Source organism: Streptomyces sp. WG5 (assembly GCF_049974565.1).
Lineage (GTDB): Bacteria > Actinomycetota > Actinomycetes > Streptomycetales > Streptomycetaceae > Streptomyces.
Genome location: NZ_JBNGGC010000035.1, coordinates 43,340 through 60,858, shown reverse-complemented (window position 1 = coordinate 60,858; position 17,519 = coordinate 43,340). Strand labels below are relative to the sequence as shown.

12 protein-coding genes, 2 pseudogenes and 1 CRISPR repeat array are annotated in these 17,519 nt (G+C 70.5%); of the genes and pseudogenes, 2 read left to right on the top strand and 12 right to left on the bottom strand.

Annotated elements, in window-relative coordinates; genetic code table 11:
- Positions 1 to 31: 31 nt before the first annotated feature.
- The 3 genes from ACP4IX_RS29520 to ACP4IX_RS29510 all read right to left on the bottom strand — a co-directional run bounded on the left by ACP4IX_RS29520 (position 32) and on the right by ACP4IX_RS29510 (position 2,525).
- Positions 32 to 289, bottom strand: a complete 258-nt coding sequence (locus ACP4IX_RS29520; RefSeq protein WP_165953674.1) for a hypothetical protein — start codon at positions 287 to 289, stop codon at positions 32 to 34.
- Between the two features lie 136 nt (positions 290 to 425).
- The gene (locus ACP4IX_RS29515; protein WP_426557562.1) at positions 426 to 1,676 is read right to left on the bottom strand and encodes a HEAT repeat domain-containing protein; all 1,251 of its coding nucleotides are present in this window, start codon (positions 1,674 to 1,676) and stop codon (positions 426 to 428) included.
- Between the two features lie 363 nt (positions 1,677 to 2,039).
- Positions 2,040 to 2,525, bottom strand: a complete 486-nt coding sequence (locus ACP4IX_RS29510) for a WapI family immunity protein (protein WP_426557560.1) — start codon at positions 2,523 to 2,525, stop codon at positions 2,040 to 2,042.
- Positions 2,526 to 2,844: 319 nt separating this feature from the next.
- Here ACP4IX_RS29510 and ACP4IX_RS29505 point away from each other — a divergent pair, with 319 nt between their 5' ends.
- Complete coding sequence (locus ACP4IX_RS29505) at positions 2,845 to 3,468, top strand: hypothetical protein (protein WP_426557559.1); 624 nt, start codon at positions 2,845 to 2,847, stop codon at positions 3,466 to 3,468.
- A gap of 222 nt (positions 3,469 to 3,690) precedes the next feature.
- Here the strand turns inward: ACP4IX_RS29505 and ACP4IX_RS29500 are convergent.
- Positions 3,691 to 4,278, bottom strand: a pseudogene (locus tag ACP4IX_RS29500) (cation transporter); the annotation flags it as partial.
- A gap of 550 nt (positions 4,279 to 4,828) precedes the next feature.
- On the opposite strand from ACP4IX_RS29500, the gene ACP4IX_RS29495 reads away from it, so the two are divergent.
- On the top strand, positions 4,829 to 6,184 hold the full coding sequence (locus ACP4IX_RS29495) for a hypothetical protein (protein ID WP_426557557.1): 1,356 nt from the start codon (positions 4,829 to 4,831) through the stop codon (positions 6,182 to 6,184).
- Between the two features lie 231 nt (positions 6,185 to 6,415).
- A CRISPR array of direct repeats spans positions 6,416 to 7,786; the repeat unit is 29 nt; unit sequence GGGACCATCCCCGCGGGTGCGGGGAGCAG.
- 92 nt (positions 7,787 to 7,878) lie between these two features.
- Here ACP4IX_RS29495 and cas2e read toward each other — a convergent pair.
- The 8 genes and pseudogenes from cas2e to cas3 form a co-directional block, all read right to left on the bottom strand.
- Entirely contained in the window at positions 7,879 to 8,241 is a 363-nt protein-coding gene (gene cas2e / locus ACP4IX_RS29490; protein WP_426557555.1) for a type I-E CRISPR-associated endoribonuclease Cas2e, read from the bottom strand.
- A pseudogene (gene cas1e, locus ACP4IX_RS29485) lies at positions 8,238 to 9,213 on the bottom strand (type I-E CRISPR-associated endonuclease Cas1e). The gene cas2e and the pseudogene cas1e overlap by 4 nt, the downstream one beginning before the upstream one ends.
- A complete protein-coding gene (gene cas6e, locus ACP4IX_RS29480) occupies positions 9,210 to 9,998 on the bottom strand; it encodes a type I-E CRISPR-associated protein Cas6/Cse3/CasE (protein ID WP_426557553.1) in 789 nt (262 codons plus the stop codon). Before cas6e ends, cas1e begins: the two are co-directional and overlap by 4 nt.
- A complete protein-coding gene (gene cas5e / locus ACP4IX_RS29475) occupies positions 9,998 to 10,744 on the bottom strand; it encodes a type I-E CRISPR-associated protein Cas5/CasD (RefSeq protein WP_426557551.1) in 747 nt (248 codons plus the stop codon). Before cas5e ends, cas6e begins: the two co-directional genes overlap by 1 nt.
- Positions 10,741 to 11,937 carry a type I-E CRISPR-associated protein Cas7/Cse4/CasC gene (cas7e, locus tag ACP4IX_RS29470; protein WP_426557549.1) on the bottom strand — a complete coding sequence of 399 codons (1,197 nt, stop codon included), beginning with the start codon at positions 11,935 to 11,937 and terminating at the stop codon, positions 10,741 to 10,743. The genes cas5e and cas7e overlap by 4 nt, the downstream gene beginning before the upstream one ends.
- Positions 11,934 to 12,653, bottom strand: coding sequence for a type I-E CRISPR-associated protein Cse2/CasB (gene casB / locus ACP4IX_RS29465; RefSeq protein WP_426557547.1), 720 nt, complete (start codon positions 12,651 to 12,653; stop codon positions 11,934 to 11,936). The genes cas7e and casB overlap by 4 nt, the downstream gene beginning before the upstream one ends.
- The gene (gene casA / locus ACP4IX_RS29460; protein WP_426557545.1) at positions 12,650 to 14,431 is read right to left on the bottom strand and encodes a type I-E CRISPR-associated protein Cse1/CasA; all 1,782 of its coding nucleotides are present in this window, start codon (positions 14,429 to 14,431) and stop codon (positions 12,650 to 12,652) included. Before casA ends, casB begins: the two co-directional genes overlap by 4 nt.
- On the bottom strand, positions 14,415 to 17,228 hold the full coding sequence (gene cas3, locus ACP4IX_RS29455; protein WP_426557543.1) for a CRISPR-associated helicase Cas3': 2,814 nt from the start codon (positions 17,226 to 17,228) through the stop codon (positions 14,415 to 14,417). The genes casA and cas3 overlap by 17 nt, the downstream gene beginning before the upstream one ends.
- Positions 17,229 to 17,519 lie beyond the last annotated feature (291 nt).

Below are 17,519 nucleotides of genomic sequence, written 5' to 3'. Positions count from 1 at the left end.
GGTGTAGATCATCCGCGTGGATGAGGCTCGACTAACTTGAAGGTCCTCTTGCCGTACTGATTCGTGTCGCGATCTGACTGAAGCGCGGCATGCCGAGATCGATCACTTGGCGTTGACGGACTTGCTCTGCATCGAGCTGGGTGAGCTTCTCCTCTGCGCTGGCGAGGCTGACTTGGAGTCCTTCGATCTCACCGAGCCATCCCTCCTGTTCGGCTTCGGTGATTCGGGCGATCAGGTTGTCGCGAATCTCGACGAGGCGGTGTCTCTGAGCCGGATCCGGTCGGAGCATGGAGCATCGAATACAAGCGTGTTCGTGGATGCATGGAGTGCCGAATGCGCGAGCGCAGATCCCGATGGACAGTTTGCGTCGCTCGAAATGCCCGTTCCCGAGTACCACTCCGCTCGCGGCGCAGTGCTGCGAGGCTTCAGGCTGTGCGGTGCACGCCGACGAACGACTTCAGGGCTTCCTGCGAGCACGGAAGGCCGAGTTCACGCAACCGGTCGGCGGACGTGCGGATGACCCAGGCGTGCTGATGGCCGGCTAGATCGTCCAGCAGTTGCTGCTGCGCCGCTGTCAGGTCGGCGTAGCGGGGTGCGGGGCCCGGCTGCGGAGCGGGGAAGAGTTGCTCGATGGCTGCGCGGGTGCGGGATCCGGAGCGGTCCCGGGCGATGCGGGGCAGGCACGCGTCGAGCGCCTCGCGCGCGGCGGCCGGCTCTGAGGTGGGCGGAAGCGCGTGGAGGGTGCGCTCGATGTGGCCGTGAAGGTCGCCTTCGAAGTAGTCGGTCACGTGATCAAACGTGCTGTGGGCTGCGGCGGTGAGTTCCGCGACGGCCCGGCCGAGCAGGTCGGGGCCGACGGGCGCGTCGTCGAGGCCGGCGAGGCGGACGAGGGCGGTGGCCGCGGCCCACCGCATCAGCGAGTCTGCGGCATCCAGGTACGGGGTGATGTCCTCGGCCGTGGAAGGGGGGCCGACGAGGCCGGCGGCGAGCAGAGTGGTGGCTGCGGTGACTGGGTCCTTCTCGTGTGCGGCAAGGGCGAGGAGGCGGGGCAGGGAGGTGGCGGAGAATTCGGGGAACCAGGCCAGGAGGTAGGCGGCCCGGGTCCGCAGACGGGCGTCATCGTCGTCGAGCAGGACAAGAAGGCCGGGGAGTTCGGCGAGGACCGCGTCGTACGACTGGAGCGCCGACCACCGGGAGTCGAACGAGTTGCCGGCCGCCACGTAGTCCCGTATCTCCTGCAGCTCTGCGCGCTTCTCGGGATCAGTCTCGGCAGCCAACTGCTCCTCGTACCACGGCAGAAGCTCCTCCGGCCCGCACTCCGCTGCGGCCGCGCGCCATCCGGCCACGTTGATACCGGTGGTCACGTCGTACTCGTCGTGCCAGTCCACAGCCAGGCGGGTGAGTAGCAGGAGTGTGTCCTCGCGGGCGGCCGACGGCCCCGCAACGGCGATCCTCGCGAGAAACGGCACGGCGACCGGCGAGGCCGAATACCGCGAGCCCTGATGAAAAATGCTGCTGAACAGGCTGGTGAACGCCTGCTCCCGCGCCTCATCGTCACTCCCGCACAGGGTGCGTATATGCCCTGGAACGTCATGCGCCGACCTGTAGGCATGTGACAGGCCGGCCCAGTCCACATCGTCGAGCCCCGCCAGCAGCTTCTCGTACTCGTTGATCACCGAAGAAGGATGGCAGGAGGCACTGACACAGCCTTCGTGGCCCAGCAGCAGCTGGCCCCGCCCCAACGACACTGGTCCGCAGTCTGCTGCAGGTGGGGAATCACGGTGAGCAGGTGTGAGGAACCTCCAAGCAGCCGGTGGGGAAGTTCATGGTTTTGTCCGCACTTCCGTGAAAGACGTTCGGATGAGTCGACTGGCGGATCGTTCATCCAGGGCAGCTCTTGGTGGTGGGGGTTACTGCTCGCCCGGCCCCCGCAAAAGCAACGGCATTGTCATCCCATCGACAGGGGGCAACAGCCATGCCGGGCCCGGAGGCCAGCGGCCCTCTTGCAGGACCGCGAAAAAGATAACGGGGGGGCTGGATCAGCGGGGCGGGAGGGAAGCCAGGAAGAGGTCCCACTCGTCAGCCGCGTACAGCAGCGCTGCGGCGTCCAAGCTGACCTCCACGACGTACTGGTAGATGTCAGGCCCATCATCGCCCTGTTGCCATGGAGGCGCCGCCTCCAGAGACAGATGCACGCGGATCACCGCGGTCCCGCCCTCGATTCGATGGGCGAGGCTGAAAGCCACGACCGGTTCGATGAACCACGTGTCCGGCGACAGCTCACCTTCGGCATCAGGTTCGGTGACGTCCACCGTCCCTGCGGCCACCGCGCGCAGCCACGCGGACACCTGACGGGCCTCGTCGGTGAGCAAACACGGATCGGCGAACGACCACTTTCCCTCAGGAGTCGCCACCGTGCCCTCAATGACCAGCCAGTTGTCGTCGAACGAGTCACCCCGAACGGTGGCGAACTGATAGCGCACTGGGCGGAGGTCGACACTGCTGGCGGGATCGTTCAGGAGCACGGGGCCAGGATGTCATGCGCTGGCCAGCAGCGGACTGCGCCCGGCCCAGGTGTACGGGCCAGAGCGCCGCCCCTGACTCCGTTTCGGAGACAATCCCGATCCCTGCCAGACGATCTTCTCGATGGGCTCCCGCCCGACCAGCACGAGCACCCCGAGGACCGACCACACCAGCCCTTTGACCTGCGAATTCAGGTTGGCGGCAGCTCAGTGCTGCGCAGGGTTGTGTCAGTGACCCCATTTCGGCCCGCTCGGGCGCCACGGGACGACAGCATGGAGCCGGGGCCGTCGACACCGGCCTCGGGCCACATGAGAGGGAAGAATGAGCATCACCTACAGCTCCATCGCAGACGACCGCCCGATCTTTTCCGCCGAGGCGTACGCCGCCGTCGAGGCCGCAGCCGATAGGCTCCCCGCCCTGTACGTGCCGAGCGTCCTGGAGCACGCTGCCGAGCTGCTCACCAGCCTGTGGGTCATCGGTGGTGAGCACTCCGTGCCTCCCGCCCAGTGGAGCTGGACAGAGAACATGGCTGAAGGCTTGCTCGACATTGCCGCCTGCCCGTACGAGCGCGACCTGGAGATCGAGCGCACCGACGCGGAGGTCACTTCCCTGACGGGCTTCCTGTTCGAGGCTCTGGTCTCCGAGGAGGTCGGCCTCAGGGCCCAGCTCGGCGCACGCCGCGACTATGTCGTCGTAGACCGCGGCCCCGCCACCCCGCGAGGTGGACAGAGCGGCGACTCGGACATCCTCGTCGCCATCTCGAACGACGGAGGCTGGTTCTTCGCCTTCAGTGAGATGCACGTCCGCCGCGTGCCGATCATGGCTCCGGCGTCTCCCGCCGGCGCCCACCAGGTTGCTGAGGCCATCCGGGCCTTCGTGTATGGAGAGGTCGGCGACGTCTTCGCCCGCCCGGCCACTGCCGGGCGCGCCTGGCTCTCCCGCTGAACGTCCGCCGCTCCGCCGTGCGGCAGTGCCGCACGGCGGCAGAGGCCCTCCACCGTGCCTCGGTCGGCCATTGCCTACTGACACGGTGACACGGTGACACGGACTTTGCGTTCCCAATGATGTCGGACGACACGAGAGTGTCAGTGGTCGGCGACATGGTGTGCGTCAGTGCGGAACGCCCCGGCGCAGGACGCCGAGGCGTTGGTGACGAAGGCGAGCTGGTCAGTTGCAGCAGTCGCAGCCGGGGCGGCAGCCGCAGGTGTCCGTCTCCTGCCGCTGGGCGGGGACCGTGGCGGCCGGGGTCGCGCAGCAGCCCTTGCCCTGCCAGGCGTCGCGCCCCTCCTTCACGGCGATGGCCGCGACGACGAGGGCGGCGATGGGGTCGGCCCAGGACCAGCCGAGGGTGGCGTTGAGGACCAGGCCGGCCAGGAGCACGGCGGACAGGTACGTGCACAGGAGCGTCTGCTTGTTGTCGGCGACTGCCGAGGCGGAGCCGAGTTCGCGGCCGGTCTTGCGCTGGGCGGCGGACAAGAACGGCATGATCGCCAGCGCCAGGGCGGCGATGACGATACCGGGGATCGACCGTTCCGCTTCCCCGGTGCCGGTGAGTGCGCGGACGACGTCGACGGTGACGTACGCGGCGAGCGCGAAGAACGACACCGCGATGATCCGCTGCTGCTCGCGTGCCTCGCGTGCCTCGCGTGCCTCGCGTGCCTCGCGTGCCTCGCGGACGGCGTGGTCGGCCGCGGAGAACTGCCGGGCGACCGCGGCGGCGGAGGAGACCTCGACGATTGAGTCGAGGCCGCAACCCCCTCACCGCCACCGGCAGCAGCCCCACCACCCTGCTCGCCGACCGTACCTCCGCACCCGAAGCCTGACGCCAGGCGCCGCCTGGCTGTCCACCGGCCAGATACGCCACCTCGTCATCGACCGCGCCCACCGGCTCCCCGACGGCGCCCTCGACCTGCTCGCCGAACTCGGCACCCGCGCGGACGCCACCGTGTGGCTCATCTGGCCCGACACCGACGACGACGCGTACCTCAAGCCGCCCGTGCACGCCTTCCCCAACGACGGCTACCGCTGCCAGGCCATCGACCTGACCGCCTTCGTCCGCGAAACTGCCGCCCTCGCCCCGCTCCCTTACCAACCCCCGGACTCTGCGCTCCCACTGCCGTAACCCTGCGCATCCCACTGACACCTACTCTGCGCACGACCACCGGAGTGCCGTGTGTGAACAGCTCCAATCTCAGTACCGTGATCAAATCAAGAGGAAGGACAAAGGGGGTTCCCCTCACAGGGAGCCCCGGCACACCTGGGAAGCACGAACCCACATGGTGCGCGGTACGGGGAGGGGGCGGCCGTGGCCTGGCTGACGAGGATCGTGGCGGACGAGCAGGTGGAGTACCGGCTCAAGGAGCAGGCCGGGTGCGCCGTCGTGGAGGCCGGCGAGGGCGAGACGGTCGTCCTGGGTGACACCGGGAGTCCGGCCGTCGACTACCGACTGCGACTGGAGGGCGGGGCCGCCCTGGTCTGGATGGGCAGTGAACTTGAGGTTCTGGGCCTGGACGAGGGCATCGCCCTGGACGAGGAGGGCAAGGCCGCCGCCCGGCGCATCATGGCGGGATGTCACCCGGCAACCGGGGCACGGCTGGTCACTTCGCGCACGTCGGTCCGCGCCCACGAGAAGGCTCAGCTCACCACCGCCCGGCTGGTCGAGGCGATCGAGCAGGCCGCCGAGGAGCAGGGCGTAACGGCCGCCGGGCTGTTCGACGGCAAGCCCAAGCAGCTCCGCGTCTTCCAGGCGCAGCAGCGCAACGTCAACCGGTTCGGCGAGGCCCACCGGATGCAGGTCGTCACCCTGCACAAGCTCGCGCGAGCCGCCGGCCTCCACCTCGCAGACGCGTACGACGAAACCGCCGACGCCGAGGCCGAAGCCGCCAAGGCCGAGGCCACGGCCCGCGAACTCGCCGCCCGCCTCGACCAGCAGGCGGCCACGGGCCGGCCAACCCGGGGGCAGCAGTTCGCCGCCGAGGCCGGACAAATCCTCGACCAGGCGGAGACCCACCTCGCCACCGCGCGCGAGCACGAGAGGACCTCAGCCGCCGCGGCCGGCCACGCCGAGGAACGCGCCAGCCAGCTCTCCAAGCTCGCCGAGAGCGAGGGCAAGAGCCGCCTCGCGCTGCGCCTGGCGGGCACGTCGCTGAAGGAGCAGCGCGAGCTGACCCAGCGCCTGACCGCAGAACGCGCCGCGTACTGGAACCTGGTAGCCGACTCCTGGCGCGACGCTCGGCAGGCGCTGGACAAGGCGTGGGAGACCGTCCGGGACAGCCGGATCGCCCAACCCCTCGGTGCAGCAGATCAGCCGGTGCCCGACCGCGCGGACAAGGCCGCCGAGCGGTTCCTGGAGATGCGCTCCACCGCCTCCCGGCACGGCCACAGCATGGACAAACGCGACCGTGACGACGTCAGCCGCGCAGCCCGCAGGGCCGGGAAGTTCCGGACGCTCGCCGCGAGCCATCGAGCCCAGGCCGCACACGCCCGCGCCGAGAAGGTCCTGCGCGCGACGATCGCCGAGAGGTTCCCCGAGTTGCACGACCGGGAGATGACAGGACGCCGCACGGTCCAGCAGGAACAGGCGAAGCGGGCCGTGCAGCACCAGCAGGCCGCCGTCGCGCAGCCGCAGCCAGCGCAATCCAGGGGGCAGAGCAGGAAGTAGTCGGCGCGGGGATTCCGGACCGCCCGGCCGACAGTCGCACGCCTAAGGGTGGGACCATCCCCGCGGGTGCGGGGAGCAGGGTGTCCTCCGGCCCCCGTTGAAGGCGGAGTAGGGACCATCCCTGCGGGTGCGGGGAGCAGGCGACCTTGCCGAGAGTGGGGAGCAGGCCCTCGGGACCATCCCCGCGGGTGCAGGAGCAGACCTTTTCCATGGTCAGGCGGGGGCCGTCGCCGGGACCATCCCCGCGGGTGCGGGGAGCAGGCGGCCCCGGTGTTCCACGAGGTGAACCTCTTGGGACCATCCCCGCGGGTGCGGGGAGCAGGAGGGAACAGTGCCTTGGGACAGCGTGCCGTGGGGACCATCCCCGCGGGTGCGGGGAGCGGGAGGGCCCACCGTGCGGGACCTTCCCGTGCTTGGGACCATCCCCGCGGGTGCGGGGAGCAGGCGGGCACGCGTTTCCTCGCGCGCCTGGCGGAGGGACCATCCCCGCGGGTGCGGGGAGCAGTCGCTGTGCGAGTCCACGGCCCTGGAGGTCGTGGGACCATCCCCGCGGGTGCGGGGAGCAGTCGTTCTCCTGGATTCTCCAGGTCCCGATCCAGGGACCATCCCCGCGGGTGCGGGGAGCAGCACCGAATTCGACCGGCGGGCGACAGCCGACCGGGACCATCCCCGCGGGTGCGGGGAGCAGGCGCCGTCTACGTCGAGGCGGACCCGGATGGGGGGGCCATCCCCGCGGGTGCGGGGAGCAGACCACTGCCCGTACGGGCGGTTGAACAGTGGCGGGACCATCCCCGCGGGTGCGGGGAGCAGCGCACGCGGTCCGTGCGGCGGGACAGGGTCATGGGACCATCCCCGCGGGTGCGGGGAGCAGCCGGGCACCGGGAGCTTCGGGATGGCCGGCGCGGGACCATCCCCGCGGGTGCGGGGAGCAGGTGCGGGCACATCGCCGACCGCCCGGCACTCGGGGACCATCCCCGCGGGTGCGGGGAGCAGACCTTGAGCTGAAGGTGGCGGAGGCGTTCCGGGGACCATCCCCGCGGGTGCGGGGAGCAGCGGATCTCCCACGGGCCGGTGTTGGCCATCAGGGGACCATCCCCGCGGGTGCGGGGAGCAGCGCGAGATCCACCTGTACGGGGCCGCTACGCGGGGACCATCCCCGCGGGTGCGGGGAGCAGCTTAAGCAGATCTGATGGACAAACGCCGGATCGGGACCATCCCCGCGGGTGCGGGGAGCAGTCGATCGCCGTCTCTCCGACGATCGGGTTCGGGGGACCATCCCCGCGGGTGCGGGGAGCAGGTCAGATCCACGGCACTCCCCGCTTCGGCCCCGGGACCATCCCCGCGGGTGCGGGGAGCAGAGGGTGCCGGCCGGGACGAGCTCGGCGACGACGGGACCATCCCCGCGGGTGCGGGGAGCAGTTCGTCCTCGCCCTCGTCCCGGCCGCCATCGCGGGACCATCCCCGCGGGTGCGGGGAGCAGGTCATGGAGGCGGCGACCGTGCCGGAGATGCCGGGACCATCCCCGCGGGTGCGGGGAGCAGTGCTGTCCGGGCGAGGAGCTGACGCCGGCCCAGGGACCATCCCCGCGGGTGCGGGGAGCAGACCGGATGACCTGCTGTTTTGTTGGGGCTGCAGGTGGTTTTCGAGTACTTTCACTAGGTCCGGCAAATAGGGCATAAGTGATGCGATGTCTGTCAGCCTCTTCCGAAGCGTCGGCGTTTGGCAGCCCTGCTCCAACCGGGTGGTGGTCCGTTCTGTGGAGCTGGGTCAGGAGCGGATGCGTTCAGGTCGGGGCGGTGGATCAGGGTGACGCCCTCGTGGTCGGTCGGGTGCCAGGCGTGGTCGTGGGTGCGGAAGGTGAAGCCCTGTTCGTTGTTCGTTGTGTGGGCCAGGAGGGCACGGCCTTGACCCGCGTACTGCTGGACCTCTTCCCAGAGCGCGTCGCGGATTCGGGCCGAGGGGTTGCCCACGAACACGCCGGCGGAGATTTCCAAGAGCCAGCGCGTGAGGAAGCCGCGTAGTCCGGCGGGACAGTTGGTGAGGACGATGACGGTCACCAGGACTCGTCTCCGTAGCCTTCGGGGCCGTCGTAGTTGATGCCGGAGGCGACCTGGTGGCCGCGGTCGCTGTGGAGCGTGACCACGTCCCGGTCGCCGTCGCCGCCGGGGTCGGTGGAGCCGGCGGTTTCCGTGAGCAGGAGGCGTTTGATGTCGTCGACGCACCGGTTCAGCAGGGACGTCTCGTTGATGCGGTCCCGTAGTGCTCGGCGGGTGCGGGGGCCGACGTCGTCCTCGTCCTGGGCAGCCACGTCGAAGGCGAGTGGGATGCCGATCTCGGTCTTGTAGAGGTCGGCGATGTCCAGGACGAAGGACAGTTCGTGGCCGGAGTGGATGAAACCGAGGGCTGGGCTGCATCCCAGGGAGGTGACGACGGCGTGGGCGATGCCGTACATGCACTGGGCGGCTGCGGTGATGGCCTGGTTGACGGCGTCGCCGCTGGTGAAGTCGCCGGGAGTGTAGCGGCGGCCCCGCCAGGGGACGCCGGTGCGGGCGGCCTCGGCCCGGTAGCACTCCTTGACCCCGTTTTCCCTCGCGGCCGAGGAGCTCGTGCCGGGTGAGGCCGGCGGGGTCCTCGTCGGGGAAGCGTAGCCGGTACATCGTGCGTGCCACGGCGAGGCGGTTGCGGGGGTTGGCCCATTGCCGGGCCTGGGCTTCCATGAGGGCGGCGGAGCGGCTGAGGGCGCGGCCGGACGCGTAGTAGCGCACGCCGTGTTCGCCGACCCAGCAGACCGCCGCACCGGTCTCACCGAGCACGCTCATGGCCTGGTGGGTGACGCGTGTTCCGGGGCCGAGGAGGAGGGTGCCGATGGTCGCCGAGGGGATGTGGGTGGTGCCTTCCGCGTCCTGGGCCGTGATGGCGTTGGCGTCGCGGTGGACCGTGCAGCGTTCCAGGTAGACGAAGGAGAGGCGTTCGCCGGTGCGGGTGAGCTGCCGGGGAGTGAGTGCCGGGCGCCGGGAGACCGTGCTCATGGTGCCTGCCGCGTCGGCTGGGCGACGGGGGCCAGGGTGAGGAGGCCGCAGCCGTAGGCGCGGGCCCGGCCGATGCCCTGGGTGAGGGTGCGGCGCAGTGTGGTGGGGTCGGTGACTTCCAGCCGTCCTTCGAAGGTGACGGTGACGACGGTGACCGGTTTGTCCCGGCGGCCGGTGGAGCCGCGGGACTTGTCGAAGGAGAGGGACCGGGTGTCCCGTATGGCCAGCTCGTAGCGGTCGCCGGGGTGGGGCCGCTTGTGGTGGGTGGTGCCCTCGGGCAGGAGGCGTCGGTCGGCCGGTTTCTCGCAGATGCGGAAGCCGAGGCGCTTTTGGCGTTCCTCGTCGAGCAGCCAGCCCATCTGGTGGACGGGTGTGAGGTGGGCGGTGAGCTTGCGGGGTTCGCCCTCCTTGCGGCGGACTGTGTGCACGGGGTTCGCGGTCAGCCGGAACGCCCAGCGGTCGCCGGCGGCCAGTCGCTCGAGCAGTGGGGTGTAGGGGCGGGTCTGCCAGCCGGGGTTCTCGGGGACGGCGACGGCGGGCCAGCCGGCCTGCTCGACCAGGTGCGTCAGGTCGGGGCGGTCGGGGCTGACGACGTACAGCAGCACCTCGGCGCGGGCTCGCTGGTCCAGACGCCACAGCACGCGCGGTGCGTCGGGCTCCGGGCTGTCGGACGGCAGGAGGTGGGGGAAGGACGACATGACGGCCGCGTGCATGGCCTGGGGCGAGGACAGCAGGCGGCGAGCGCCGGGCCGCGCGGTGTTGACGCGGAAGCGGGAGAGGAACATCAGGCGCTCTCATTCTCCAGGACGTCGAGGGCGGCGAACGGGTCGTGTGAGTCCTGCGGGCTGCCGCCGCCCGCGGGGATCGGAGTCGGTACGGCGGTGGTGACGACGGTGCGCAGCGCGTGCCGCCGGTGGGCGGCGTCGAAGCTGACCGGCTGGTCACGCAGGATGTCGGCCGGCTCGGCGGGCTCGTCGTCGGTGTTGGTCTCGCGCAGTACGGTCAGGGTCGGCGGGGTCCGGTGGCGCCTGCGGTACCAGGCGGAGGCCTGCCACGGCACACTCGCCAGTACGTCCTCGAGGCGCGTGTCCTCGTACCGTCCGAGATCGACCGGCTCGGCGGGCGGACACGAACGCCGGCCGAGGTACGGCAGGTAGACCGGGGCGCGCAGGGCGTCGTACAGGCCGCTGAGCAGGGCGTCATCGCCCTCGACGGCGGCGACGAAGACGGCGTCGGCGAGGTAGAAACGCTCGGAGAGCGGCATGGACGCCCCGGTGACGCCGTGGTGGGCGGTGTGGAAGTCGCGGATGTGGGTGCCGGGCTGGTCGATGCGGACGGCGAACCGCAGCGCGGCCAAGGGGGCCAGGCCCGTGTCGTCGCCGCGTTCGATGCCGGCCGCCGAGGCGAGCAGGCCGACGACGCCGCTCTTGGTCGGGGCCGATTCGGTGGTGCGGCGGGTGAAACGGGAGGAGGCCCCCCAGGACTGCAGAGGGCCTGCCAGGCGAAGGGCGAGCACGCTGGTGCGGCTCATGCGGGCTTCTCCAGGCGTTCGGTGACGGCCTGTCCGACGGCGGCGGCGAGTTCGCGCAGCGTTGCTGCCTCAGTGCCGAGACCGGTGAGCTTCTGCGTGGCGGGGCCGACACGCAGGACCCAGGTGAGGGTGGTGTCGGGGTCGCCGTAGGCGCGCTCGACATCGGCGGCGTAGGCGGCGAGCCGGTCGGCGGCCTCGCGCAGGTGTCCGCCGCCGTCGCTGCGTACGGGGTCCTCGAAGGCGGCGACGTAGCTGATGGGCCGGGTGGTGCGGAGCTTGACGACCACGGCGTCGGGCTCGGTGTGGTGACCGAAGGTGTTGATCTTCCCGGTGGGGAGGGAGTCGACGAAGGCCTGTACGAACGCCTCGACGGCGCGTCGGACCGGCTCTGTGCGCGGTTCGTCGTCGCGCAGGCCCTGGCCGAGGTTGGCGGCGAGCTGGTGCACGCCGAGGGCGGCATAGCGGTAGAGAGTCGCGGAGTTGAAGTCGACGGTGCCGATCATTCCGGCGCCGGTCTCCTCGTCGGTGTTCTCGTCGTCGACGGCCGTGTAGTAGTCGGACTCGTTGTCGACCCGGTGGACGCTGAGGGCGTGGGCGACCTGCACGGCGGCGTCGACGTTGATGTCGGCGACATCGGCGACCATCCGGCCGAACAGGGCGATGTCCACGGAGTGCCGGGTGTCCGCGAGATCCTTGGCGCGGGCCTTGTTCTCCTTGGTCTTCAGGAACGCCGTGATGTCGGCGGCGCCTTCCATCGCGAGGCGGGCCAGGCCGTCGAGCTGCCGGGAGCTGAGGAAGACCAGGTACTTGCTCTCCGGGGCAGGGGCGGGGCCCTTGTCCTTCTTCGCCTGGTCGGCCTTCCGCTTGGGGACCTCGGTCTTGAAGCCCGCGGCCCTGACCGTCTCGTCGGCGAGCTCCAGTGCCGTCTCCCGCTCGACGGAAGGGTCGAGCCCGGTGATCCGGTCGGCCAGCAGCTCCACGACCTTCTTGGTCCGCACGCCCAGCTCGGCGGGATCGAGCAGGTGCTCGTCCTTGAAAAAGGTGCGGATGGCCCGCTTCCACGCCTGGCTGGAGACACGGGCGCGGGGGACTCCGCCGTAGACGGCCGTCTTGGGCGCGCCCGTGTCGTCCCGGTTGAGGTTGCTGGGCGGGACGGTCTGCAGCGCGTGCACGTCCAGGAAAATGCGGTTCACGAGGCGTCCTTGTCGGTGTCCGGGGTGGTGTTCTCGTCGGAGGCCAGGGCAGTACCGCCGTTGGCGGGCCCGTCGGAGGCCGGCCGGGGCCGCCGCTGTTCGTGGAAGGAGCGGCCCCACCGGCGGCGTACCGCGGCGGGCCCGTCGGGCCACTGCCAGAGGTAGAGCTGGTCGGCGAGGAGTGCGTAGTCGAGCGGGACGTCGTCGCGGCGCAGCAGGGCGACGAGGTCGCGCAGCCGCTGCGTGAGCGTGACCAGGTCGGGGGCGGTGCCCGCGCGGACCAGGCGCTTGCGGACGGGTTCGTCGACGCCGTCGGCCGGCATCAAGCGCCGGACCGCCGCGCCCAGGCCGGCCGGCCGCTCACGAGTGTGCCGGCGGTGCATGGGGACGCCGCGGGACTGCTGGTGGAACGCCCACAGGGTGAGTGCCGCGTGCAGCGCGTTCTCGGCACGCACCAGCTCCTGTTCGCCCAGCGGCCGTGCTCCCGCGGCCGCAGTGTGAAGTGGATCGGTGTCGATCAGACTCCACAGGTCGGGTGTCTCGCCTGCTTCACGGCCCGCGCCGCGGCGCAGTCGGGCGAGAGCGCCTACAGCGTGGGGCCTGTCCTCGAGGTATCCCTTCTGCCAGGAGCCGATGTGCGCGGCGGCGAGATCCGCGACCTGCTGCTGAACCGGGACTGCGGAGGGCGGGGCTGATGTGGATGCGGCGATGGTCATACGTGCACCTCCGGGTCGGTCGCGGCGTGTTCGGTTCCCGTCGGGCCGGTGGGCGCCGGCCCGGGCGCAGCGTCGTCGTCGACCGAGACGGTGCCACTCTCGTCGGAGTTCGGGGAGCTCGGGGAGCTCGAGGCATCGGGATTTCCCAGTGCTCTGGCCAGTCGTCCCCGGAACCAGACGTCGGCCAGGCCCGCGTTCAGCCAGTGGCTGCCGCCCTTGGTGTCGGCGGCGATCCGACCCTCCCAGGCCGCGTCGCCCGCGGCGGTGATGAGACGGTCACCGAGACGGCCCACCGTCTGCCGTACCTGGCGCTGCCACGTGTGCCGGTGCTCGAAGGGGTCGGAAGTCTGCGCCATGTCGGACAGCCATCCGCGGTAGGGCTGGTCGAGCGCGTCGAATCCCTCGGCACGGGCCGCGGACTTCGGCCCCTCCTGCTCGGCTCCGGTGGCCCGGGCCAGATCGGCCGCGAGGTCACCCAGCGCCCGCACCGCCCGGTCGGCGTCCTCGGCCGCGGCAATCGCCTGCCCGGCGTAGGCGGGGTCCTGCCCGTGCAGCAGGACGACCGGCATCGCCAAGCGGTCGTCGACCACCTCGTCGACCACGGACTGCTGGGTCCCGTACCTGACGCCCGCGACCCGGGCACGGACGAGGAAACGACGGGAGAGGTAGCCCTCGGTCACCAGCCGCGCGATCCACTCGAGGATCCGCGGCCGCAGCCGCGAGGGCCCCTCGCTACCGCCGGTGTCCTCGAGCCGGTCGGCGAGGAGCGCGGTGATGCCCCGCCAGGCCGAACGGGCCGGATCGTGTTCCAGCGGCAGAAAGACGGGGGACCGCCCCAGCTTCTTCTCCTGTGCGGGACTGCGCCGCCACGCGGTCATCGGCTCGCTGCGGTGCGCATTCCGGGAAGCGAGGGGATCGCCGTAGCCGAGGACGACACCGTGGACACCGTCCGCGTCGTGGTGCAGACGCACCCGGCGCGACTGCCAGGTGTACAGGTCACGCAGGCCGGTCGCGGCTCGCCCGTCGGAGCCCGGCCCGCAGGGCTCACGGCGCCAGGCCGGCCGGTCGTCGGCGGTGAAGTCGAGCCCTTCGGTGTCCGCCGACACCAGATTGAGCAGCAGGGTCTCGCGCAGTGTGCCGCCCTCCACGAAGACGCCGCCCAGCCCGCCCGCCCAGCCGGTGCCGAGCGGGTACACCTTGCCGCGCTTGACCCGGTCGTCACCGACCATGCCGGTCTTGATGCCGGAGGTGTCGTAGGCGTGGACGTGGACGACCCAGCGGGCGGCCTCGGCGAAGGACAGCCGTTCCACGCCCGGCATCCGCGCGCTGAAGAACGGATCCCCGGCAGGCACGTCGGCCACGAGCCGGTTGAGGGAGAACACCTCGTCCTTCGCCGTGCGGAGCCCGGCAGTTTGCAGGAACGGCGCGACCGCGTGCACAAGGTCGAACCGCTCGCGCTGCCCCTCGAGATACGCCTCGACCGGAGCGAAGCAGTCCGGGTCCTCCCACAGCTCCGCCCACTCCTCGATGTCGCCGGGGCCGTCCAACGCGTCGTGCGCAACGGCCAGGAGGAGACGGCCCAGGGAGAACTCCTGGGTGGCCAGTTCCCCCACGACGCAGCGCAGATCATCGGCCTGAGCGAAGACCTGGCGGAGCGACAGCTCGTCCTGGGAGCCGTCGCACCGCAGCACACCGATCCACGGCCGGCTGGTCAGGTCGAAGGACAACACCTCACCCCCACCCACACCGGCATCGGAGCGTTCAGTCGTCTGCGTCACGGGTCACCTCAAGACCGTCACTCGGGCTGTAGCGGAGTGCGAACTCTGCCAGGTGGGTCTGACAATCCTCGTCGAGAGCGAGAATCAGCTGGTCGGAGAGCCAAGGGCTGTCCCTGCCCTGCCAGTTGGGCAGGTACAGCTGCTCCAGCTCCTGGATGGCCCGGTCCATGGTCTCGCCGGAGAACTGCAGGGGAAGCCGCAGTCCGCAGCTCGCGGCCGTACGTGCAGCGAACCGTGTCGGCGTCGCGTCCTGCGGCAGATCGAGGCCCGCACGCCGACGACCCTTGCCGTCCGGATCGAGCCACGGCAGGGTGGCGAGGCTCCCGTCACCGCGCCGCTGCACGACGACGACCTCCAGGCTGTCCCGGCTGTCGCGGACCTGCGCACGTCCGGCAGGGGTGTCGTCGGTGTCTCCCACGCCGGCGGCGACCCAGCCGAACAGCGGCCGTCCCGGTTTGCCGACGTCTCCCAGGCGGAACACCGCGGCGCGCTCGGCCTGGTCGTCGCGGTGCCGCTCGAACCGCTCGCGGGCCGCCTTCATGGCGTCCTGCCAGTGGTCCGGCCCGACCGGGCCTTCTCCGTACGCGTTCTGCACGAGGGGGCTGATGTCGGCCGGCAGCCGCACCGGTCGCCGGGGCCCGCCGTCGAGGTGGGGGAGGAGTACCGCGGCCGACCGCAGCAGGGCGTACTGCCCGTACACGGCGACCGATCCCCGTACCGGGGCCGGCACGTCCGCCGTCCAGTCGGCTCCCGTCACCAGACAGCGCGCGGTCCGCAGGTGCTCGGGCCGGTCTCGTTGGTCCTGTCCACGCCGATGGCGGTGCAGGCGGCCCATGCGCTGCAGGAGCAGGTCGACCGGGCACAGGTCGCTGACCAGCAGATCGAAGTCGACGTCCAGGGACTGCTCGGCGACCTGGCTGGCCACCACGATGTGCCGGCCCGTGGGCCTGTCGCTCGTCTTCTCCGGAGGCCCGAAAAGGCGGAGGAGTGTGCTGTCCTTGCCCGCCCGGTCGAGGTCGACGAAGCACGAGTGGGCGACGGTCACGTTCTCGGTGCCGAACCTGTCGCGCAGTGCGCGAGCCGTCTCCAGTACCCGTCTGACCGTGTTCCGGATCACCAGGACGCACCCGCCGTCGATCAGCTCGCTCTCCAGCCGGTCGGCGAGGACGTCCAGGCCGTCGGCGAGCCGTTCCACCCGCACCTTTGTCGACCGGGCCGATGCCTGCGGGCGGCGGGTCAGCGCAACGCCGCCCGGAGCGACGGCGGTAAGCAGCGGGTACGCGTCCGGCGCAGCCGCTTCCGTCTCCTTCAGGGCCACCGCTTCGGCCCGGCCGGAGTAGGCCGTAACAAGTTCACGCCTGCGTGAGGCAGGCAGGGTCGCGGACAGCACCACCACCGGAACCCGGTACGCACCCAGCCAGGACAGCACCCGGTCCAGGTACACGCTCATGTACGTGTCGTAGGCGTGCGCCTCGTCGATGACGACGACCTTCCCGGCCACAGCGAGGTGACGCAGCGCCAGGTGCCTGCTCTTCAGCCCGGCGAACAGCAACTGGTCGATGGTGCCCGCGACGAACGAGGCCAGCATGGCCTTCTTACGGCCACGCAGCCAGGCATGCGCCACGAGCTCGGCCCCCGCGCGGTGCTGTCCGCCCCGCTTCTGCCCGGACGCGGGCGCCGCTTCGTCCACGTCGACGGCCACGACCCGTCCCGTACGGGCCATCAGGCCGGCGAAGTCCTCGTTGAGAGCCGCTTTGGAATGCGCCAGGTGCACCGAGCGACGAGAGCCTGCCACCCCCGGCACCCGGCCCAGCCAGTCGAGCAGGCGGGGGAACATGGCATTGCCGGTGGCCATGGTGGGCAGTGCGAAGAACACCCCGCCCGCACCCGAGCGCGCCGCGAAGATTTCGGCCACGGCGAGTGCCGCCTCCGTCTTACCCTCACCCATCGGCGCCTCGACGATCATCAGACCGGGCGCCTCCATCTCCCGGGCCAGCCCCACGGCCGCTTCCTGCACAGGGCGTATCTCCGCTCCCACCGGCAGTTCGAACCGGGAGGTGAACAGCTCCTGAGCACTACGGTCCGGTTCCTCGGCCTGCCACGGAGCCGGCAGGTCCAGGCCTCGCCAGGCCGCGGCAAGACGCTCCTGGTCGCTACGGGAGGCGCCATCGGGAAAGTAGGGGAAGAGGTCCGGATTGCTGGCGATCCAGTCGGAGACGATGACCAGCGCGGTGAGCAGCACCTGCACCGGCTGCGGCAGCCTGACTGCCCGCCACCCCCCCAGCCGTTCGGCCACACCGAAACGCTCGGCACAGGCATCGAGCAGCTCGGTCTGCACCTGCCGCCAGACACGGCCGCTTGCACCCGGAGTTCGCAGCAACTCCTCATGCTCGTACAGGGCTTTGATCTGACCATGCTCGGGCGGCACCCCATGATGCCCGCCCACAGCAACCGTGAACTGCCCGGTCCGAGCAGACACCCACCCGTGCTGTTCCTCCAGCCATTCCCCCAGCAGCACCTGCCCCGCCAGACCATGCGGCGCAATCCGACGATCCGGCCCGAACGCCTTGGCCGAACGCATCTCCAGTCCCTGATCGCGCATCGCGTCGGCGAGCTGGTCGACCTGACACGCGAACGCCGGGGTGGCCTTGCCGATGTCGTGCACACCAGCGAGCCATACGGCAAGAGCACGTGCCTCCGGCTCCCCCTGCGGCAGCGCCTCGGCGATCACCTTCCGCACCCCTACGGGCAGCCATCGGTCCCACAACAGGCCGGCTACCGCAGCACTGTCCTCCATGTGCCGCCACAAAGGCAGCCACCCGTCGGTGTCACGATCATGCTTGGCCCACACCGACCGCGCCGGCTCCCCAAGCCGACGCAACAGGCCGGAACGGGCGTTCCCCCCATCACTCATGCCGTGATTGATACAGGCAGGTCCCGGCTCCGCACATCAAAACGAGCAAACAGAAGCGTCCGCAGGGAAGGCAACATCACCAAGACGTACGATGATCGGCTAACCATGGAAGTGCTTACGAATCTAGATTCCTCCCCCATGCCCAATTTGCCGGAATTTATTAAAGTCACTGAA